Origin of the sequence: Rhodococcus sp. IEGM 1372 (genome assembly GCF_030056835.1) — a bacterium.
GTDB lineage: Bacteria > Actinomycetota > Actinomycetes > Mycobacteriales > Mycobacteriaceae > Rhodococcoides.
Genome location: NZ_JASHKS010000003.1, coordinates 1 through 20,569 on the forward strand (window position 1 = coordinate 1; position 20,569 = coordinate 20,569).

Annotated in this window: 20 protein-coding genes, 1 tRNA gene and 1 rRNA gene; 20 read left to right on the top strand and 2 right to left on the bottom strand. The window is 64.7% G+C overall.

Features of this window, described 5'->3' with window-relative positions; all coding sequences use genetic code 11:
- The first annotated feature begins 146 nt into the window (after positions 1–146).
- The 20 genes from rrf to QM590_RS04770 all read left to right on the top strand — a co-directional run bounded on the left by rrf (position 147) and on the right by QM590_RS04770 (position 18,739).
- Positions 147–263, top strand: a 5S ribosomal RNA gene (gene rrf / locus QM590_RS04675).
- A gap of 72 nt (positions 264–335) precedes the next feature.
- The gene (locus tag QM590_RS04680; protein ID WP_094641563.1) at positions 336–1,217 is read left to right on the top strand and encodes a tetratricopeptide repeat protein; all 882 of its coding nucleotides are present in this window, start codon (positions 336–338) and stop codon (positions 1,215–1,217) included.
- On the top strand, positions 1,214–2,203 hold the full coding sequence (locus tag QM590_RS04685) for an HAD-IIA family hydrolase (RefSeq protein ID WP_269594005.1): 990 nt from the start codon (positions 1,214–1,216) through the stop codon (positions 2,201–2,203). Before QM590_RS04680 ends, QM590_RS04685 begins: the two co-directional genes overlap by 4 nt.
- 77 nt (positions 2,204–2,280) lie before the next feature.
- Positions 2,281–2,523 (top strand): hypothetical protein, encoded by a 243-nt coding sequence (locus tag QM590_RS04690; protein ID WP_269594006.1) that lies wholly within the window; start codon positions 2,281–2,283, stop codon positions 2,521–2,523.
- A gap of 1 nt (position 2,524) precedes the next feature.
- Entirely contained in the window at positions 2,525–3,346 is an 822-nt protein-coding gene (locus QM590_RS04695; RefSeq protein ID WP_269594007.1) for a TlyA family RNA methyltransferase, read from the top strand.
- Complete coding sequence (locus QM590_RS04700) at positions 3,343–4,308, top strand: NAD kinase (protein WP_149405664.1); 966 nt, start codon at positions 3,343–3,345, stop codon at positions 4,306–4,308. Before QM590_RS04695 ends, QM590_RS04700 begins: the two co-directional genes overlap by 4 nt.
- Before the next feature lie 2 nt (positions 4,309–4,310).
- Positions 4,311–6,080 carry a DNA repair protein RecN gene (gene recN, locus QM590_RS04705; protein ID WP_269594008.1) on the top strand — a complete coding sequence of 590 codons (1,770 nt, stop codon included), beginning with the start codon at positions 4,311–4,313 and terminating at the stop codon, positions 6,078–6,080.
- Positions 6,081–6,164: 84 nt separating this feature from the next.
- Positions 6,165–7,349, top strand: coding sequence for a putative cytokinetic ring protein SteA (gene steA / locus QM590_RS04710; protein WP_149405666.1), 1,185 nt, complete (start codon positions 6,165–6,167; stop codon positions 7,347–7,349).
- Positions 7,346–8,293, top strand: a complete 948-nt coding sequence (locus QM590_RS04715; RefSeq protein WP_269594009.1) for a copper transporter — start codon at positions 7,346–7,348, stop codon at positions 8,291–8,293. The genes steA and QM590_RS04715 overlap by 4 nt, the downstream gene beginning before the upstream one ends.
- A gap of 150 nt (positions 8,294–8,443) precedes the next feature.
- Complete coding sequence (gene pyrG, locus QM590_RS04720) at positions 8,444–10,174, top strand: CTP synthase (RefSeq protein ID WP_094688575.1); 1,731 nt, start codon at positions 8,444–8,446, stop codon at positions 10,172–10,174.
- Positions 10,171–10,803 carry an NUDIX domain-containing protein gene (locus QM590_RS04725; protein ID WP_269594010.1) on the top strand — a complete coding sequence of 211 codons (633 nt, stop codon included), beginning with the start codon at positions 10,171–10,173 and terminating at the stop codon, positions 10,801–10,803. Before pyrG ends, QM590_RS04725 begins: the two co-directional genes overlap by 4 nt.
- Before the next feature lie 5 nt (positions 10,804–10,808).
- Complete coding sequence (gene xerD / locus QM590_RS04730) at positions 10,809–11,723, top strand: site-specific tyrosine recombinase XerD (protein ID WP_094641577.1); 915 nt, start codon at positions 10,809–10,811, stop codon at positions 11,721–11,723.
- 109 nt (positions 11,724–11,832) lie between these two features.
- A complete protein-coding gene (locus QM590_RS04735; protein ID WP_269594011.1) occupies positions 11,833–12,795 on the top strand; it encodes a ParA family protein in 963 nt (320 codons plus the stop codon).
- Positions 12,792–13,628, top strand: coding sequence for a segregation and condensation protein A (locus QM590_RS04740; protein ID WP_094668763.1), 837 nt, complete (start codon positions 12,792–12,794; stop codon positions 13,626–13,628). The genes QM590_RS04735 and QM590_RS04740 overlap by 4 nt, the downstream gene beginning before the upstream one ends.
- A complete protein-coding gene (scpB, locus tag QM590_RS04745; protein WP_269594012.1) occupies positions 13,625–14,308 on the top strand; it encodes an SMC-Scp complex subunit ScpB in 684 nt (227 codons plus the stop codon). The genes QM590_RS04740 and scpB overlap by 4 nt, the downstream gene beginning before the upstream one ends.
- 12 nt (positions 14,309–14,320) lie before the next feature.
- Complete coding sequence (locus tag QM590_RS04750; RefSeq protein ID WP_269594013.1) at positions 14,321–15,487, top strand: pseudouridine synthase; 1,167 nt, start codon at positions 14,321–14,323, stop codon at positions 15,485–15,487.
- Positions 15,487–16,170, top strand: a complete 684-nt coding sequence (gene cmk, locus QM590_RS04755; protein WP_094668760.1) for a (d)CMP kinase — start codon at positions 15,487–15,489, stop codon at positions 16,168–16,170. The genes QM590_RS04750 and cmk overlap by 1 nt, the downstream gene beginning before the upstream one ends.
- Complete coding sequence (gene der, locus QM590_RS04760; RefSeq protein WP_037189204.1) at positions 16,167–17,615, top strand: ribosome biogenesis GTPase Der; 1,449 nt, start codon at positions 16,167–16,169, stop codon at positions 17,613–17,615. Before cmk ends, der begins: the two co-directional genes overlap by 4 nt.
- Before the next feature lie 85 nt (positions 17,616–17,700).
- Positions 17,701–17,774 (top strand) — tRNA-Pro (locus QM590_RS04765).
- Between the two features lie 542 nt (positions 17,775–18,316).
- The gene (locus tag QM590_RS04770) at positions 18,317–18,739 is read left to right on the top strand and encodes a phosphate acetyltransferase (protein WP_269594014.1); all 423 of its coding nucleotides are present in this window, start codon (positions 18,317–18,319) and stop codon (positions 18,737–18,739) included.
- A 56-nt stretch (positions 18,740–18,795) separates the two neighbouring features.
- Here QM590_RS04770 and hydA read toward each other — a convergent pair whose 3' ends face one another.
- Both hydA and QM590_RS04780 read right to left on the bottom strand, forming a co-directional pair.
- Positions 18,796–20,211: a dihydropyrimidinase gene (hydA, locus tag QM590_RS04775; protein WP_269594015.1), complete on the bottom strand. Its 1,416-nt coding sequence runs from the start codon at positions 20,209–20,211 to the stop codon at positions 18,796–18,798.
- A complete protein-coding gene (locus QM590_RS04780; protein WP_269594016.1) occupies positions 20,181–20,567 on the bottom strand; it encodes an allophanate hydrolase-related protein in 387 nt (128 codons plus the stop codon). Before QM590_RS04780 ends, hydA begins: the two co-directional genes overlap by 31 nt.
- Positions 20,568–20,569 lie beyond the last annotated feature (2 nt).

Genomic DNA, 20,569 nt, shown 5'->3' on the forward strand with positions numbered 1-20,569 from the left:
GGACTTACCACAAAGAAGCTACGCGTCCACTGTGCAATATCTGAAACAACACACGTTTCAGCACAACACAACTGAATGAACCAGCACGTCACCGATCCAGATCAGGTGGCACCGCTGATGTTCCGTGTGACTTTGTTTCGCAGAGTTACGGCGGCCATAGCGGAGGGGAAACGCCCGGTCCCATTCCGAACCCGGAAGCTAAGCCCTCCAGCGCCGATGGTACTGCACTCGACAGGGTGTGGGAGAGTAGGACACCGCCGAACACCCGTTGTAAGAAGGGGACCCACTTGGTGGGTCCCCTTTTTGCGTTTGTACCGAAATCCGAAAGGACGCCCGTGTCGGAAGACAACAACGATCGTCGCCCGTCCCGTGGGGACGGCGGCAACCGCCCGAGCGAGTCCCGAGACCGCAATCCCCGCGCTCAGGATCGCCGCGGAGACCCGCGTCGTTCGGACGGTCCTCCCCGCAGACGTGGCGGTGAAGGTGGGTTCTCCGGCGATCGTCGCGGAAACAGCGCACCGTCCGACCGTCGACCACCACGTCCAGAAGAGCCGGATCTGCCCGACGAGGTCGAGGCCGGACAGCTCGAGCCAGCAGTGCGTCGAGACCTGTTGAGCTTGGACAAGAACAACGCAACCGCCGTCGCGCGTCACCTCGTGATGACCAGCAGGCTGCTCGACGACGATCCGCAGTTGGCGTTGCTGCATGCGCGCGCTGCTCGCCAGCGTGCCGGACGGATCGCCGTAGTGCGTGAGACCGCAGGTATCGCGGCGTACCACGCCGGTGAGTGGGCCGAAGCGTTGTCCGAGCTTCGCGCCGCCCGACGCATGGCTGGCGGACCGGGCCTGATCGCTGTGATGGCCGACTGCGAGCGCGGACTCGGACGCCCCGAGCGCGCCATCGAACTCGGTCGCAGTGACGAGGCTCGTGAGTTGACCGGAGAGGAAGCGTCGGAGCTTCGGATCGTCGTGGCAGGTGCCCGAATGGATCTGAACCAGTACGACCAGGCCGTCGTCACTCTGCAGACCCCTGATCTCGACGCGTCGCGCTCGGGCACGGCTGCCGCTCGCCTGTTCTACGTCTACGCAGATGCGCTGGTTGCGGCGGGTCGCGTCGACGAGGGTGTGAAGTGGTTCCTCAATGCCGCTGCAGCCGATGTCGATGGTGAGACCGACGCAGAAGAGCGGGTCGAGGAGTTGTCCGGGGGCGGTCAGTGACCGCGCTGCGCGACCTCCATGACGTTCTGCTGCTCGACCTCGACGGCACCGTGTACGCAGGCAAGGACCCCATTCCCGGTGCAGTGGAGGCGTTGTCGGGTGGTACGGAAAAGCAGTACTTCGTCACCAACAATGCCAGTCGTGCCCCCGAGGACGTTGCCGAACATCTGCGTGGTCTCGGGTTCGACACCACGGCAGAGTTCGTCGTCACCAGTTCCGAAGCCGGCGCCCGTGTGTTGGCGGACAAGTTGGACCCAGGTTCCCGCGTGCTCGTCGTCGGTACCGACGCGTTGGCGAACGAGATCACCAAGGTAGGTCTCGAGCCGGTCAGATCTGCCGACGACCATCCGGTCGCGGTGGTGCAGGGGCATTCGGTCGATACAGGCTGGAAGATTCTTGCCGAGGCTGTCCTCGCCATCCGTGCAGGTGCTCTGTGGGTGGCAACGAACATCGACGCAACCCTGCCGACCGAGCGGGGACTCGTTCTGGGGAACGGCTCGATGGTCGCAGCGGTTCGCAACGCCACCGAGATCGAGCCGATCGTGGCAGGCAAGCCCGCCGCCCCGATCATGCACGACGCCATCGAGCGCAGCGGAGCACGTTCGGCACTGGTCGTCGGAGACAGACTCGACACCGACATCGCCGGAGCGAACGAAATCGATCTGCCGTCGCTGCTGGTATTGACCGGCGTGAGTACCGCTGCGGAGTTGTTGCATGCTCCTCGGCATTTGCGCCCCACTCACATCGGCCCCGATCTCGGAGTCCTCAACAAGGACGAGATGTCGTCGAGCGTCGGCAGCAAGACCGATTGGACGGTCGGCATCGAGAACGAGGTGCTGTCCGTGCAGTACAGCGGGGACGGTGAGCCTGATGCGTTCGAGGGGGCGCTCGCCACACTGCATGTCGCCTGGTCCGGTTCGACGTTCTCGGATGTTCGCTTCGAGGGAGATCGACTCGGCGATCTGCGTTCGCTCCTCGGCTGTTGACGCTTCGTTCGACAGCAGCGTTCGGCGAGCGGCGGCGATCGGGCGTTCGTCGGACCCATCCGATAGCGTGAGAGGCGATGAGCGCGCCTATTCCACTACCAGGACAGCACCGGCCGAGCGGTGTTGTCGACGAGTCGTCGGCAGATCCGGACACTGTTCGCACCGAGGTCGGTTCGCTGTTGAATCAGCTCACCATCGAGTCGGCGGACGACGAGGGATCCGAGGCCGTGGACTCCGAGGCCTTGGCGCGCGACGCGAATCTGCTCGACCGAGCGCACGAGGTACTCGTTCGTGCCCTGAACACCGTCGACAAGACCTGACATGGCTCGTCGCGCACGTGTCGACGCCGAACTGGTTCGTCGTGGACTCGCCCGATCTCGCGAGCACGCTTCGGAGTTGATCGAAGCGGGTCGGGTGAAGATCGCCGGGACGGTGGCCTCGAAGCCCGCGACCGCGGTGGAGCCGGGCACACCGCTGTTGGTGGCCGAAGAAGACAACGAGATCTCGTGGGCCTCCCGCGGGGCGCACAAGTTGCTCGGTGCCCTCGACGCCTTCGAGCCGCTCGGGTTGACCGTCGAGCGGGCTCGTTGCCTGGACGCCGGTGCATCCACCGGCGGGTTCACCGACGTTCTTCTCAGTCGAGGAGTGCGTGAGGTGGTCGCCGTTGATGTGGGATACGGGCAGCTGGTGTGGCGTCTGCAGTCCGACGACCGCGTTCACGTCATCGACCGCACCAACGTCCGGTCGATCGACGCCGACACGATCGGTGGACCTGTCGACGTCATCGTCGCGGATCTGTCGTTCATCTCGTTGAAGCTGGTTCTTCCCGCGTTCGTCGCATGCTCGAAGCCGGGTACCGACATGGTGTTGATGGTCAAACCGCAGTTCGAGGTCGGCAAGGATCGCGTGGGTTCCGGTGGCGTGGTGCGAGATCCGGCACTGCGAGCCGAGGCCGTGGAGGATGTTGCGAACGCGGCCGTCGGCTTGGATCTGACTGTTCGCGCGGTGGCGGCGAGCCCGCTGCCGGGGCCGTCGGGCAACGTCGAGTACTTTTTGTGGCTGAGGGCAGGTGCAGACGAGGACTCGCCTCGCGCAGACATCACGGAACTCGTCCGGCTCGCGATCGAGGAAGGACCACAGTGACTCCGTCCCACGCAGCACCGGAACGGGAGTCGACTCGAGAGATTCTTCTCGTCGCCCATCCTGGTCGACCGGACATCGCCGAAACCGCGCGCCGCGTGGGCAAGGTGTTCGACGAAGCGGGCATCTGCCTTCGCGTGCTCGTGGACGAGGTCGAGCCGTCGAAGATCGAAGCCTCCGATACAGAGGAACACGATCACGTGTTCGTCGCTGACATGAAACTGAACGTCGTCGAGTTCGGACCGGACGCGGCCGCCGGTTGCGAAATGGTCCTGGTTCTCGGCGGTGACGGGACCTTCCTGCGCGCAGCCGAACTCGCGCGAGGAGCGTCCATACCGGTGCTCGGCATCAACCTCGGCCATGTCGGGTTCCTGGCGGAGGCCGAAGCCGACCATCTCGAAGATGCCCTGGCCCGCGTCATCGCCGGGGACTACCGCATCGAGCAACGCATGACACTGGACATTGCCATTCGCGTCGGCGACCAGGTGGTCGATCGTGGTTGGGCACTGAACGAGGCCAGCATCGAGAACGGGTCACGGCTCGGAGTGCTCGAGGTGGTCCTCGAAGTCGACGGTCGACCGGTGTCGGCTTTCGGGTGCGACGGCGTCCTGGTCTCCACACCTACGGGCTCGACGGCCTACGCGTTCTCGGCCGGAGGGCCTGTGGTCTGGCCCGAGCTCGAAGCGATATTGGTCATTCCGAGCAACGCACATGCTCTGTTCGCACGTCCACTGGTCACCAGTCCCGAGTCGATCGTTGCGATCGAGATCGATGCCGGCGGTCACGCGGGATTCGTATTCTGCGATGGCAGGCGCACATTGAGCCTGCCTGCCGGCGCTCGCGTCGAGGTGGTTCGGGGAGCGTCACCGATCAAGTGGGTTCGGCTCGATTCGGCACCGTTCGCCGATCGCATGGTCAAGAAATTCGAACTGCCCGTGACCGGGTGGCGGGGGAGAGCGAGGTAGGGATGCTCGAAGAGATTCGGATCGACAGCCTCGGAGTCATATCCGGTGCCAGCGCACAGTTTCACGAGGGGCTGACCGTACTCACCGGCGAAACGGGTGCCGGAAAGACCATGGTGGTCACCAGTCTGCACCTGTTGTCGGGTGCCCGCGCCGACGCAGGCCGGGTTCGGCTCGGCGCTCAGCGTGCTGTGGTCGAGGGGCGATTCAGTACCGACACCGCGTCGGAGCAGGTGATCGACGACGTCGACAAGGTGCTCGAGTCCTCGGGAGGTCAACGAGACGAGGACAATTCGATCATCGCCGTGCGTACCGTCAACTCGGACGGTCGTTCTCGTGCGCACCTCGGTGGGCGCAGTGTGCCGGCATCGGTGCTGTCGAACTTCACCGACTCCTTGTTGACGGTGCACGGTCAGAACGATCAGCTGCGTCTGCTGCGTCCCGATCAGCAACTCGGCGCGCTGGATAGATTCGCCGGGGATGCGGTGGCGTCCCTCGTCTCGAAGTACCGCACCGCGCGCAAGACGTGGCTCGACGCGCGCAACGAGCTGATCGACCGGACCGAACGCAGTCGCGAGCTGGCGCAGGAAGCCGATCGACTGCAGTTCGGCCTCCAGGAGATCGACTCCCTGGCCCCCGAGCCGGGTGAGGATCGCTCCGTGGCCGAGGATGTGCGTCGGCTGGGGGATCTCGATTCACTGCGTGAGACCGCGGAAGGTGCCTCGGCGGCGCTCGTCGGGAGTACCGAGGAGGCGTCGGACACGGCGTCCGCGCTGTATCTGCTGGGCGAGGCTCGCTCTCGCCTCGAACATGCCGAGGACGCGGCACTGACCGAGCTGCTGCCGCGTCTGAACGACGCGATGGCGATCGTGGGCGACATCGGGGCAGACCTCACCTCCTACCTGACGGGTCTGCCGTCCGATCCGGGCGCGCTCGACTCGATCCTGAACCGGCAGGCCGAGCTGAAGTCGTTGACACGCAAGTACGCCGCCGATGTCGACGGCGTCATCGCATGGGCGGAGGACGCCCGTGAGCGGCTCTCGCACATCGACACCTCGGCCGATGCGCTCGCCGAGTTGAGCGCCAAGGTCGACGCGGCTGCGGTCGACGTCGCGGCAGCTGCGTCGAAGCTCAGTGCGGCTCGGGCCAAGGCCGCTGTGAAGCTCTCGAAGGCGGTCAGCGTCGAGCTGGCGGGTTTGGCCATGGGAAAAGCCAAGCTGCAGATCGATGTTCGCGCACTTCCCGCCGGTCCGTCCGACACGGCTCCGATCGTCGTGGACGGGGCCGAACTGCATGCGGGCAGCAGTGGCGTCGACGAGGTCGAGTTCAGGCTGTCCGCGCACGACGGTGCCCAGGCTCTTCCGATCAGCAAGAGTGCGTCGGGCGGTGAGCTCTCGCGGGTGATGTTGGCACTCGAAGTGGTGCTGGCGGGTTCGGACAAGGGCGCGACGATGGTGTTCGACGAGGTCGACGCCGGAGTGGGTGGTCGCGCGGCCGTCGAGGTCGGGCGTCGACTCGGCCGGTTGGCGCGCACGCACCAGGTCATCGTGGTCACCCACTTGCCTCAGGTCGCAGCATTCGCCGACACACACCTGGTGGTCGACAAGACCGATGCGAAGAAGGGCGCGGCGAACAGTGGGGTTCGGACGCTGTCGTCGTCGGAACGCGTCGTCGAGCTCGCGAGAATGCTCGCGGGTCTGGACGACACGGAGACCGGTCGCGCGCATGCCGAGGAGCTGCTGGCCACCGCAAACGCCGATCGGGCAGCGTTGTAACTTTTGGTGCTGATGTGATCAGTGTGGTAGTTGTTTCGGCGCGCCTCCGTCGTCGGGCGTGTCGATCGGGTCATCATGGTTCTCATGAAGATGCCGGCTCTGCTGTCACGTAGTCAGGATTCGCTGCCCGGAATCACCGGGATCGCGCGAGTCGATCGCAACACGGCCAAGCTGCTTAAACGGGTCGGCCCCGGTGACATCGTCGTGCTCGACGAGCTCGACCTGGACCGCCTGACCGCTGATGCTCTCGTCGAGGCAGGGGTGCTCGCGGTCGTCAACGCGTCGCCCTCGATCTCCGGGCGCTACCCGAACCTGGGGCCCGAGGCCATCGTGGCCAACGGGATCACCTTGATCGACTCGGCCGGCACCGAGGTCTTCAAGAAGATCAAGGACGGAACCAAGGTTCGGCTCAACGACGGCGGTGTCTACACCGGTGATCGGCGCCTCGCGAAGGGCGACGAGCAGAGCGAAGCCGAGATCTCGGACAAGATGATCGAGGCCAAGACGGGTCTGGTCGACCATCTGGAAGCGTTCTCGGGCAACACGATCGAGTTCATCCGAACCGAAAGTCCGCTGCTCATCGACGGCGTCGGTGTGCCGGACATCGACATCGATCTCAAGGGTCGCCATGTCGTGATCGTCGCCGACGGTCCCGGGCACGCCGAGGATCTGAAGAACCTCAAGCCGTTCATCAAGGAGTACTCGCCCGTCATCATCGGTGTCGGCGCGGGTGCCGACACCGCCATGAAGGCAGGTCATCGCCCCGATCTGATCGTCGGCGATCCCGAGGACGTCACAGCGCAGACGCTCAAATGCGGTGCAGAGGTAGTGCTTCCGGCGGATTCCGACGGCCACGCGCAAGGACTCGAGCGCATTCAGGATCTCGGTATCGGTGCCATGACGTTCCCGGCCACCGGTGCCGCTGCCGATCTCGCGCTGTTGTTGGCCGATCATCACGGGGCCTCACTCATCGTGTCGGTCGGTAGCCCGGCCAGCCTGGACGAGTTCTTCGATCGCGGTCGACGCAACACCAATCCGGCCGCGTTCATGACGCGTCTGAAGGTCGGGGCCAAGCTTGTCGACGCCAAAGCTGTTGCGACGCTGTACCGCAGCCGTGTATCCGGCGGTGCGATCGCGCTGTTGATTCTGGCTGCGCTCGTTGCCGTGATCGTGGCGCTCGCCGTGTCCAACATCGGCGGTGAAGCGTTGGATTGGGCAATCGATCTGTGGAACCGGTTCGCTCTGTGGTTCCAGGGGTTGCTTTCGTGATTTCGCTTCGCCAACATGCCATTTCGCTGGCCGCGGTCTTCGTGGCGCTGGCCATCGGCATCGTGCTCGGTTCTGGTCTGCTCTCGAGCGGGCTGGTATCGGGCCTCCGAGACGACAAGACCGGTCTCGAAACTCAGGTGGACGATCTGCAGGCGACCAACAACCAGCTCGGTGAGCAGCTCAACTCGGCCGACGGATTCGACGCTGCGGTATCGGGCCGGGTGTTGCGAGACACGTTGGTCGATCGCAGCGTCGTGGTCATCACCACTCCGGATGCAGATCCCGGTGACGTGGACGGAGTCACGCGGTCGATCGGGGCTTCGGGTGCCACCGTCACCGGCCGGGTGTCGCTGACCGATTCCTTCGTCTCTGCTGCGAACGGCGACGATCTTCGTACCCGCCTGACCAATGTCATTCCCGCCGGTGTGCAGTTGCGCACCGGAGCAGTGGACCAGGGCAGCCTGGCAGGAGACCTGCTGGGTTCGGTACTGCTGCTCAACGCGGAGACCGCCCAGCCGCAGTCGACTCCCGAGGAGCTCTCACTGGCGCTGGAGACGCTGCGCAGTGGCGGCTTCATCGCATACGACAACGGTGCCGTCGCGCCCGCTCAGTTGGCAGTGGTCGTCACCGGTTCCGGCACCTCGGACGTGGAGGACGGTAACCGCGGTGCCATCGTTGCGCGGTTCGCAGGCGCTCTGGATTCACGTGGTGCAGGGGCGGTACTGGCCGGCCGATCCGGCGCGGCAGAGGGCAACGGTTCCATGGCCGTCGTGCGAGCAGATTCGGCGCTGTCGTCCGCTCTCAGCACAGTCGACAACGTCGACTGTGAAGCAGGGCGAATCACCACGGTTCTCGCTCTGGCGGAGCAACTGGACGGTGCCTCGGGCCGCTACGGCACCGGAGCGAACGCGAACGCCGTGACCGTCGGAGCGCCGGCGAGCTGATCGTCGTCGGAACGAGCGTGTCGTTGGCGGTGAGGTAGGTACTGGTGTTACCGTGAAGTCCCGTGGGTAGCAGGCCCAATTTCCACGCTTCACCTCTCTTATCAGCCCCCTGATAGGAGCAAGCCCTGCAGACTCGTCACGGGAGCCTCATTGTCACGCCTTCAGTCGCGTTCCGACACCAAGCACATTTTCGTCAGTGGGGGCGTCGCGTCCTCACTCGGAAAAGGCCTGACGGCATCCAGCCTCGGCCAGCTACTGACCGCACGCGGATTGCGCGTGACCATGCAGAAGCTCGATCCGTACCTCAATGTCGATCCCGGCACGATGAACCCGTTCCAGCACGGTGAGGTCTTCGTCACCGAGGACGGCTCCGAGACCGACCTCGACGTCGGACACTACGAGCGATTCCTCGACCGCGATCTGTCCGGGTTCGCCAACGTCACCACCGGCCAGGTCTACTCGACGGTCATCGCCAAGGAACGCCGCGGTGAATACCTGGGCGACACCGTTCAGGTCATCCCGCACATCACCGACGAGATCAAGCGTCGCATTCTCGCGATGAACGGTCCGGACCTACAGGGTCATCAGCCGGACGTCGTGATCACCGAAATCGGCGGCACCGTCGGCGATATCGAGTCGCAGCCGTTCCTCGAAGCAGCGCGTCAGGTGCGCCACGACGTCGGCCGCAACAACGTGTTCTTCCTGCACGTGTCGTTGGTTCCGTTCCTGGCTCCGTCCGGTGAACTCAAGACCAAGCCCACCCAGCACTCCGTCGCAGCACTGCGCAGCATCGGTATCCAGCCCGACGCGTTGATCCTCCGTTGCGATCGCGATGTGCCGCCGGGGCTCAAGAACAAGATCGCGCTCATGTGCGACGTCGACGTCGACGGCTGCATCTCCACGCCCGACGCGCCGTCGATCTACGACATTCCCAAGGTGCTGCACAAGGAAGGCCTGGACGCGTATGTCGTCCGTCAGCTCGGTCTCCCGTTCCGCGATGTCGACTGGACCATCTGGGGTGGCCTGCTCGAGCGCGTCCACCAGCCGCGCGAAACCGTGCGCGTCGGCCTGGTCGGCAAGTACGTGGACCTGCCCGACGCGTATCTCTCGGTCACCGAGGCGCTGCGTGCCGGAGGATTCGCCCATCGCGCGAAGGTCGAGATCAAGTGGGTTCCATCCGACGAGTGCTCTACGCCTGCGGGGGCGCAGGCCGCGTTGGGCGACGTCGATGCCGTGCTCATCCCCGGTGGTTTCGGCATCCGCGGTATCGAGGGCAAGCTCGGGGCCATCGAGTTCGCACGTACGCGCAAGATTCCGTTGCTGGGGTTGTGCCTCGGCTTGCAGTGTGTGGTCATCGAGGCGGCTCGTTCGGTCGGTCTGACCGATGCCAATTCCGCCGAGTTCGACCCGGAGACCAAGGATCCGGTGATCTCCACGATGGCCGATCAGGAAGACGCCGTCGCCGGTGACGCCGATCTCGGCGGCACGATGCGCCTCGGTGCCTACCCGGCCACCCTGCAGAAGGGTTCGGTCGTCGCGGCGTCGTACGGCACCGAGAACGTCTCGGAGCGCCACCGTCACCGTTACGAGGTCAACAACGACTACCGGGATCGAATTGCCAAGAGCGGCTTGGTCTTCAGCGGTACTTCTCCGGACGGCCACCTGGTCGAGTTCGTCGAACTGCCTGCGTCGGTGCACCCGTTCTTCGTCGCCACTCAGGCGCATCCGGAGCTCAAGAGCCGGCCGACCCGTCCGCACCCGCTGTTCGCGTCGTTGATCAATGCGGCGCTGAAGTACAAGGCCGCGGAGCGTCTGCCGGTCGACATTCACGGTGACACCGTGGCGGCAGAGGAATCGGACGCGGCCGAGACCGTCGGATGAGCGAGCCTCGGCACGAGTTCACCACTCTCGAATCGTCGGTGCCGTACTCGGGTGCCATTCTCGCCCTCCGGCTCGATCAGGTCGCTATGCCCAACGGCCGCAAGGCCGAGCGTGAGGTGATCGAGCATCACGGCGCGGTCGGGATTCTGGCCGTCGACGAACAGGACCGTGTGGCGATGATCGAGCAGTACCGGCATCCCGTCGGTCGTCGACTGTGGGAGTTGCCCGCCGGTCTGCTGGACGAGCCGGGGGAGCCGCCGGTGCTGGCAGCTCAGCGTGAGCTCGCCGAGGAAACCGGGCTTGCCGCCGGCACATGGTCGGTGCTGGTCGACGTGTTGGCCTCGCCCGGGTTCACCGACGAAGCCGTACGGATCTTTCTGGCACAGGACCTGACGGAAGTGGATCGGCCGGAGGCACACGACGAGGAAGCAGACATCGAACTCTCCTTCGTGCCGATGGACGAGGCCGTCCGGCGGGCGCTGTCGGGTGAGATCGTCAATGCGTCGGCTGTGGCCGGCGTGCTCGCGTTCGCCGCGGCGCGCGCTGCCGGCACCGAACTGCGACCCGCCGATGCCCCGTGGCCCGATCTGCCGACAGCATTCGAGAAGCGGAAGAGTTCACGAAAGTAGTCACCGTGATCGGCCAGCAGATTCAGACCTACCTCGACCATCTGGTGGTCGAACGTGGGTCGGCGCCGAACACGGTGTCGTCCTACCGTCGCGACCTGGTGCGGTACGAGCGGTTCCTCGGCGGCTACGGCATCACCGATCTGGCGAAGGTCTCGGAGAACGACATCACCGAGTTCGTGCTCTATCTGCGGCGCGGTGACGACGAATTCCCTGCTCTCGCAGCAAGTTCGGCGGCTCGGACGCTGATTGCTGTGCGCGGTCTGCACCGGTTCGCGCTCGCGGAAGGGATGGTCGAGCGCAACGTCGCGAGCGAGGTCAAGCCGCCCCAGCCGGCGAAGCGGTTGCCGAAGTCGCTGCCCGTCGATCAGGTGGTGGCGCTACTCGAATCGGCCTCGGTTGCCGGTCCCGATGCCCCGCGCGGACTACGGGATCGAGCCCTGTTGGAGCTGCTGTATTCCACCGGGGCTCGAATTTCCGAGGCAGTGGGGCTCGACGTCGACGACATCGACACCGAAGCTCGCTCGGTGCTGCTGCGCGGCAAAGGCGGCAAGCATCGCATCGTCCCGGTCGGGCGACCCGCGATCGAGGCAGTCGACGCCTACCTGGTGCGTGGACGGCCGGGGCTGGTCTCGCGTTCGAATCCTGCGCTGTTCCTCAACGTCCGAGGCGGCAGGTTGTCTCGGCAGAGTGCGTGGCAGGTGTTGCAGGATTCGGCCGTGCGGGCCGGGATCACCGCGGGGGTCTCACCGCACGTTCTTCGGCATTCTTTCGCTACGCATCTGCTGGACGGTGGTGCCGACGTTCGCGTCGTGCAGGAGCTGTTGGGACATGCGTCGGTGACGACGACGCAGATCTACACCCTCGTCACCGTGAACACGATGCGCGAAGTGTGGGCCGGCGCGCATCCGCGGGCGAGATAGCACGAGGCCGGCGGCCGTGCGTCAGCGTGTCCGATGACGCTGCCGGCGCACCAAGCGGTAGCGTTCTCAGAACTACTCGAAGACGAACGGGACAGGGGAGCGCTGGAACGTGTCGACACCGCAGCCGCCAGCGGCGGAGTCAGCTTTGGATCATCCACATCTCGACGGTGGCCTGTTCCAGACGCGTCAACCGGAATCCAGTCGGGAGACACGCGACATCATTCCTGCTCCGAACGAGCTCGGGCCCACCGGTCGGATGACTCGGACCGTCCCGGATCCGCAACCGTTGGCCAATCACGGCCCGGCCAAGATCATCGCGATGTGCAACCAGAAGGGTGGCGTCGGCAAGACGACGTCGACCATCAATCTCGGTGCCTCGTTGGCCGGCTACGGCCGTCGCGTGCTGCTCGTGGACCTCGACCCACAGGGCGCACTGTCCGCGGGATTGGGCGTTGCACATCACGAGCTCGATCTGACGGTCTACAACCTCCTCGTCGAGGCGAATGTCTCCGCCGACGACATCATCATGCGGACTCGTGTCGAGAATCTCGATCTGATGCCCAGCAACATCGACCTCTCGGCCGCTGAGATTCAGCTGGTCACCGAGGTGGGCCGCGAGCAGACGCTCGGTCGAGTGCTGCATCCGATTCTGGATCGCTACGACTACGTGCTCATCGACTGCCAGCCGTCCCTCGGTCTGTTGACGGTCAATGCGCTCACGTGTGCCGACGAAGTGTTGATCCCGATGGAGTGCGAGTACTTCAGCCTTCGTGGCCTGGCATTGCTCAACGACACCGTCGAGAAGGTGCGCGATCGTCTCAATCCGCGGCTGAAGTTGGCCGGCATCGTGGTGACGATGTTCGACGCCCGCACACTGCACTCGCGTGAGGTGATGACGCGAGTGGTCGAGGTGTTCGGCGACGTCGTCTACGACACGGTGATCACACGCACGGTTCGGTTCCCCGAGACCAGCGTTGCCGGTGAGCCGATCACCACGTGGGCTCCGAAATCCGGCGGCGCACAGGCGTACCGCGCCCTGGCGCGCGAGGTGATCTACCGGTCGGGTCCGTGACCGTCGACGCTGCCGACGAAGCCCCGATCGAGGTTCCCGCCGACGCGGATCCGTCGAAATTCAGGGTGCGTCTGCTCAACTTCGAGGGACCGTTCGATCTGCTGCTGTCACTGATCAGTCAACACCGCATGGACGTCACCGAAGTGGCGTTGCACACCGTCACCGACGATTTCATCTCGTTCACCAAGTCACTCGGTGCCGATGTCGGCCTCGACCAGACGACGGAATTCCTCGTCGTCGCCGCGACTCTGCTCGATCTCAAGGCGGCGCGGTTGCTGCCCTCGGGTGATGTGGAGGACGCCGAGGACCTGGCGCTGCTCGAAGTGCGAGATCTCCTCTTCGCTCGACTCCTCCAGTACCGCGCATACAAGCAGGTCGCTCTGCTGTTCGGTGAGCTGGAAGCTGCTGCGCTGCGGCGTTATCCGCGATCGGTGTCGGTGGAGGACAGGTACGCCGACCTGATTCCCGAGGTGCTGCTCGGCGTCGACCCGGCCACGTTCGCAGACATCGCCGCAGCGGCGTTCAGGCCCAAGCCGATTCCCCAGGTGGGACTCGATCACATTCATCAGCACGCTGTCTCGATTCCCGAGCAGGCGGAATGGCTGCTCGAGAATCTGCAGGGGCGAGGCCTGAACGAGTGGGCCTCGTTCTCGGAGTTGGTGCAGGACTGCGAGGTGCAGGTGGAAATAATCGCGCGATTCCTGGCGTTGCTGGAGCTGTTCCGGCAACAGGTGATCGCGTTCGAGCAGCCCGAGCCACTCGGCGATCTTCGAGTGAGTTGGACCGGTAAGGACGAAGGACCCATCGTGGTCACGGAAGAGGACTACGCATGAGTGCCGACCCCGAACTGGAGCTCGAGGACGTCGACGATTCCGAGGATCTCGACGACACCACTCTCGCGTCGGCTCTCGAAGCTGTGTTGCTGATCGTCGATACACCGGCCTCGGACGAGCAGCTCGCCTCGGCCGTGGGTGCCTCGGTGGCCCGCGTGCGCGCGACCTTGACGGCGATGGCCGCCGAACTGACCGAACGAACCAGCGGAATCGACCTTCGCTACGCCGGCGACGGATGGCGTTTCTACACCCGAACCGCCTATGCGCCGTACGTCGAACGGCTGCTTCTGGACGGCGCTCGGTCCAAGCTCACACGCGCGGCATTGGAAACCCTGGCCGTGATCGCATATCGTCAACCGTTGACCCGCGCACGAGTCAGCGCCGTGCGAGGAGTCAACGTCGATGGAGTGATGCGTACGTTGCTCGCCCGTGGACTGATCTCCGAAGCAGGAACGGACCCGGAGACGAACGGCACGATGTACTGCACCACCGAGCTGTTCCTCGAACGGCTCGGGCTCGCATCGCTCGGTGATCTACCCGAACTGGCACCGCTGTTGCCGGGTGTGGACCTGATCGACGAGATCAGTGACAGCATGGACACCGACCCGAGAATGACCCGCTCCACCAAGAACCGCGGATCGAAACCCGATCCGGCAGCCGAGCTCGACTCGGACGACTGATAGGTAAGACAAGTGAACAAGCCCGCTCGCCGTGATGGCACACCGGACCGTAACAAGAGACAAGACCCACGCAGGAAGCCGACCGCAGGTAGGTCGGACACTCCGCGTGACGCGCGCCGCGGAGATCGCACCCGCGACGCTGCGCCTCGTGACGGCGCTCCCCGCACCGGAGGACCTCGCGCAGGCGCGCCCCGTACCGGAGCTCCTCGCACAGGAGCCCGACCTGCCCCTCGCCGTGGCGTCGAGCAGGACGAATCGACCGATTACACGCCCGTCGAGACCGGCGTCAACGACCGCAGCAACGACGCCGTTCCTCGCAAGAAGCCCTCGCGTCCCAAGCCGCCGAAGCCGCAGAAGAAGCAGGTTCCGTCGACCACGATCAGCAACGCCAAGCCGGCGAAGCATCAGCACACCGATTCCTCACCGCGCAAGCACGTACCCGCCGGTGAAGGTGTTCGGTTGCAGAAGGTGCTCGCACAGGCCGGCGTCGCATCGCGTCGCGCCGCCGAGGAACTGATCGCCGACGGCCGCGTCGAGGTCGACGGACGCATCGTCACCGAACAGGGAATCCGCATCGATCCCAACATCGCCGTGGTCCGTGTCGACGGCACCCGCGTTGTGGTGAAGGAAGAGCTGGTTCATCTCGCGATGAACAAGCCGCGTGGATGGCAGTGCACCATGTCCGACGATCTGGGACGCCCGTGTGTCGGCGACATCGTCTCCGAGCGGGTCCAGGCGGGGCAGCGACTGTTCCACGTCGGCCGTCTCGATGCCGACACCGAGGGACTGTTGCTCTTCACCAACGACGGTGATCTTGCTCACCGCCTGATGCACCCGTCGTTCGAGGTTTCGAAGACCTACCTCGCGACGTTGTCGGGCACCATTCCCCGCACGCTCGGCAAGCAGCTGCGTGAGGGCGTCACCCTCGACGACGGCCCGGTGAAGGTCGACGGCTTCCAGCTGCTCGACATCTCGGACGGCAAGTCGCTCGTCAAGGTGACCCTGCACGAGGGCCGCAAGCACATCGTGCGTCGGTTGTTCGACAAGGTCGGATTCCCGGTCGGGCGCCTCGTGCGAACCGATGTCGGCAATATCGTGCTCGGCGATCAGCGTCCAGGAACACTGCGTGTTCTCGGTCGCGGCGAGATCGGCAAGCTCTACGAATCCGTAGGCCTGTGATGAGTGCGCTCGTCGTGGCGATGGATGGTCCCTCGGGCACCGGTAAGTCGTCGGTATCGCGCAGACTCGCGTCGGCACTGGAAGCCAGCTACCTGGACACCGGTGCGATGTACCGCGTCGCGACGGTATGGGTTCTCCGTTCGGGCGTCGAGCCCACCGATGCGGATGCAGTTGCGAAAGCTGTTGCTGCGCTTCCCCTCGAGATCGGCAAGGACCCGCTGTCCGAGACCGTGTTGCTCGACGGTGAAGACGTCAGCGGCGAAATCCGCGGCGACGCAGTCACCAAGGCCGTCTCGGCCGTGTCCGCAGTGCCTGCGGTGCGCGAGTTGTTGGTGCAGATGCAGCGCGACCTCGCGAGCTCGTCGACGCGAATCGTGGTGGAGGGCCGCGACATCGGCACCGTCGTTCTTCCCGACGCCGACGTGAAGGTGTTCCTGACTGCCTCACCGGAGGCGCGGGCAGAGCGTCGCAACAAACAGAACATCGAACAGGGTCGCGACGACGACTACGAATCCGTGCTCGCGGATGTGCAACGCCGCGATCATGCAGATTCGACGAGAGCAGTGTCACCGCTTCGTCCCGCCGAGGATTCGGTGATCGTCGATACCAGCGAGCTGGATCTCGACGGCGTGATCGAGCGTTTGCTGCTCGTGGTGAACGACAGAAGTGGAGCAGTGCAGTGAGTGAAGAATTCTTCTCCGGCGCAGCGGAAACCGCGGGCGACGGAATATGGAGTGACGAGGGCGAGTGGGAGTACGTCGACCTCAACGAGGGCGAAGACGGCGAAGATGCCGTTGCCGTGCCGACTCTCGCCGTGGTGGGGCGTCCGAACGTCGGTAAGTCGACGCTCGTCAACCGCATCATCGGACGACGCGAAGCCGTCGTCGAGGACGTCCCAGGCGTCACCCGCGACCGGGTGTCGTACGAGGCCAACTGGAGTGGTCGACGCTTCCTGGTGCAGGACACCGGCGGTTGGGAGCCCGACGCCAAGGGCCTGCAGGCATCCGTTGCGCGCCAAGCCGAGTTGGCCATGCACACCGCCGACGCGATCCTGTTGGTCGTCGACGCGCGAGTCGGCTCGACGACGACGGACGAGGCTGTCGCACGAGTACTGCGCCGGTCGAAGACTCCGGTTCTGTTGGTGGCCAACAAGGTCGACGACGGACGCACCGAGTCCGAGGTAGCCGCACTGTGGTCGCTGGGGCTGGGGGAGCCGCTGTCGGTGTCCGCCACCCACGGCCGCGGTACCGGAGATCTGCTGGACCGGGTGCTCGAGGCCTTACCCGAGACCCCGCGCGAAGGAATCCCCGGTGGGGGACCCAGGCGTGTCGCTCTGGTCGGTAAGCCGAACGTGGGCAAATCCTCGCTGATCAACAAGCTCTCGGGTGACGAGCGCTCGGTGGTGCACGATGTTGCCGGAACCACCGTCGATCCCGTCGACTCGTTGGTCGAATTGGGCGGCAAGACATGGCGATTCGTCGACACCGCAGGACTGCGCAAGCGCGTCAGTCATGCCAGTGGTGCCGAGTTCTACGCGTCGCTGCGCACCAAGTCCGCGATCGAGGCCGCCGAGGTCGCGATTCTGCTTCTCGATGCTTCCGAGGTGATCTCGGAACAGGACATGCGTGTGCTCAGCATGGTTGCCGATGCGGGCCGCGCGTTGGTGTTGGCGTTCAACAAGTGGGATCTGGTGGACGACGATCGTCGTCAGCAGCTCGAGAAGGAGATCGATCGCGATCTCGCTCGGGTGCCGTGGGCACAGCGAGTGAACATCTCGGCGCAGACGGGCCGTGCGGTCCAGAAGCTCGTGCCCGCTCTGGAGACGGCTCTGGAGTCGTGGGACAAGCGTGTCCCCACCGGCAGGCTGAACACGTGGCTCAAGGAGGTCGTGGCGGCCACTCCGCCGCCGATGCGAGGCGGACGACTGCCGCGCATCATGTTCGCGACGCAGGCCAGCACCCGGCCGCCGACATTCGTGCTGTTCACCACCGGCTTCCTCGAGGCCGGCTACCGCCGATTCATCGAGCGGCGTCTGCGTGAAGAGTTCAACTTCGACGGCAGCCCCGTCCGTGTTTCGGTACGTATCCGCGAGAAGCGGGAACGGCCGGGCAAGGGCAACAACCGCTGATGTAGCCCGACCCCGCCCCTGAGCAGGCGATTTCCTCTCAGGGGTAGGGCTGGGGTAATCTCAGCAAGCGCCTTTCGAGGCGCGGCGGGCTGTGGCGCAGCTTGGTAGCGCACTTGACTGGGGGTCAAGTGGTCGCAGGTTCAAATCCTGTCAGCCCGACACATTGCAGGTCGAAGACGGTTTCGGAGAAATCCGGGGCCGTCTTTTTAGTCTGCGTTGCCGAGGCGTAGCGACGCGTGAACTCCGGAAAATTCTGATGTCGGTGCCCTGTGCGATTCTCCACGGCATGGCGATCTGCATGGCGTGTGAACTGGAAATGCTCGATTCGGTGGGTTGCACATGGCGGCCCAGTCGAATACCCAATGGACGGAAAAAGTGCCACGACTGCGCTGCACCGCCGGGAGCACTTCACCACCCTGGCTGTGACGGTGAGCGGTGCCGATGTGGCCAGATGCTCTCGTGCGGCAGCGGATGCGCAGTCGACGAGTGCGAACGTGAAGACGGCCACGACTACGTCGGTGGAAGCTGCAGGTGGTGCGGGCAACCGTTCGGACAGCTCCGCCTCGTCAGTGGCCCATGACATTGCCGGCAGGCATCCGGACTGTGCGGTCGGTCAGGTCGATCCCCGAGCTGTACAGGTGTCGATATCTTCCGGTCGGGTGCTGGTTCGCGAGATCACTGCTCTAGGGCATCATGGGCCTATGAGCGATCCCGAATACCTCGCCACTTTGCTTTCTGCGATCGATGGGGAGATCGCGCGAATCTCTGCCGCCGAATCGGGCTCCGACGAATACGCATCGGCGATCGACGATGCCGCCGATGCCGTCTTCCGGTTGCGCGAGAAGGTCAAGGCCGGCTACTCCGGCAAGAAGGCCTACTACCTCGCGGCGTCGACCGATCCGAAGGGGATCAGGGTCGAGGGTATTTCTGCCCTGCACGGTAAGCGTGCCCACGAACTGGTCCGAGACGGTGGTTGGATGCACGCGGATTCCACCACCGTCCTCGAGGCTCTCGATGACGACCGAATCAGTCGGTACCACGCCATCGCGGGGCGCGGGGTCGCACAGACGTTTCGCGACTCACGTGAATACCTGGCGGCGGCAGTAGCTCTCGCCGGTAAGTAGTCCGAAGTAGCACCACGTCGAGGCAGCCGAAGCCGTCGACGGTAGAAGTCCGGGCCTCACATGCTGAATGCCCCGCTGAAGTCGAGGGGTGCCGCTTCGAGATGTCGGCCGCGGGGAGTGGCGTCGACGAGTTCGCCGTCGTGGACGACAATCTCGCCGCCCACGATCACGGTGACCGGCTTTCCTCGAAGTCGGTGTCCCTCGTAGGGGGTGTAGTCGGTCGCCATGTGCAGTGTTTCGGTGGTTACCGTCCATTCCAGTTCGGGATCCCAGATCGCGATGTCGGCGTCGGACCCCGGCATCAGTGATCCCTTGCGGGGATACAAGCCGTTGGTGCGCGCTGGATTCGACGAGGTCAACTCCACGAATCTGCTTGCAGTCAGACCCAATCCGTCGACGTAGTGCGAGTAGATCACGGGAAGACGCGTCTCGACTCCGGGCAGTCCGTTGGGCATGTGCCGCACGTCGTGGCTGTGCACCTGCTTCTGTGCGGTGTCGTAGCAGCAATGGTCGGAACCGATGGTGGTGATGTGCCCGGTGAACAGGTGTCGCCCGAGTTCCTCGACCACCTCGGCCGAGCGCAGCGGTGGGCAGCAGACGAAACGTTCGGGTTGTTCACCCTTGTAGGCCGAGTCGTCGAGGATCAGATGGTGGGCGACCGATTCGGTGAAGGCGACGAGCCCTCGCTTACGAGCGTCCGCGACCAGTTCGACGGCAGCCGGAGTCGACTGATGCACGAAATAGACCGGCGCACTCTGTGATTCGGCGATCGCGAGAATGGCGGCGACCGAGGCAGTCTCGGCGAGCTCCGGCCGCGTCTGCGACATGTGTGCGGCATCGACTCCGTCGGATGCGGCTGCGAGGTTTTGCGCGTCGGTGACGATCGCGTCGGACTCGCAGTGGATGATGACCATTCCGCCGAGATCGCGAGTGCTCTGCATCGTGTTGAGGATGGTGTGTTCGTTCGCCATCGTCTCACCGGCATAGGTGGTGAACATCTTGACCGTCCGAATACCGCCGTCCGCCAGTGTTTTCAGTTGGTCGGCGGTGGTGTCGGTCCACTCGACGACGCAGGCGTGCAGAGCCGAATCGCACAGTCCGCTCGACGCTTTCGCTCGTTGCACCTCGGCGGCGTCCAGCGGCTGTCGACCGGGACGGGGGATAGCGAAGTCAATGATCGTGGTGGTGCCGCCGAACACGGCCGCCGTCGTGCACTCGAGATACGAGTCGAGAGAGGTGAATTCACCGGAGGTGAATCCGACGTGGCAGTGCGGATCGACTCCACCCGGCATGACGAGCTTGCCGGTTGCATCGATGACCTCCGCTGCCGCGTCGACCTCGCTCCCTGGGGTGAGCACCGCAACGACTCTGCCGTCGTCGATGAGCAGGTCTGCCGGAGCGGCCCAATGGGATTCGACAACCGTTCCGCCGCGCACGACCTTCATCGTGTGCTCGCGAGGTAGGTCAGCCATCCGCCGCGGTCACTGATGTCGGTGACGCCCGTGGCGGTCAGATAGCTCTCACGCATTCGCATCGACAGGGAGCCCGAGCCGTCCGCCAACTCGATGACCCCGAGTTCGAGTTCCTTCGGTTCCCTGGGAAGGAGCTCGTCGCGTAGTACGTCGTACTCGACCTCGTACGGCTCGCCCGGTACTACGAATCCATCGGTTGGGACCGGGTGCAAACCGGGGAATTCGTCACGCACGGAAAAGAATCGGTATTTCGGTGCGGTATCGACTTTCCCCACGAATCGCGCCTTGTGCAAGGCGTCGTTCAAAGCGCCGCCGGACATCGCCTGTCCGTTGACGAACATCGTGACCAGTGCCATGC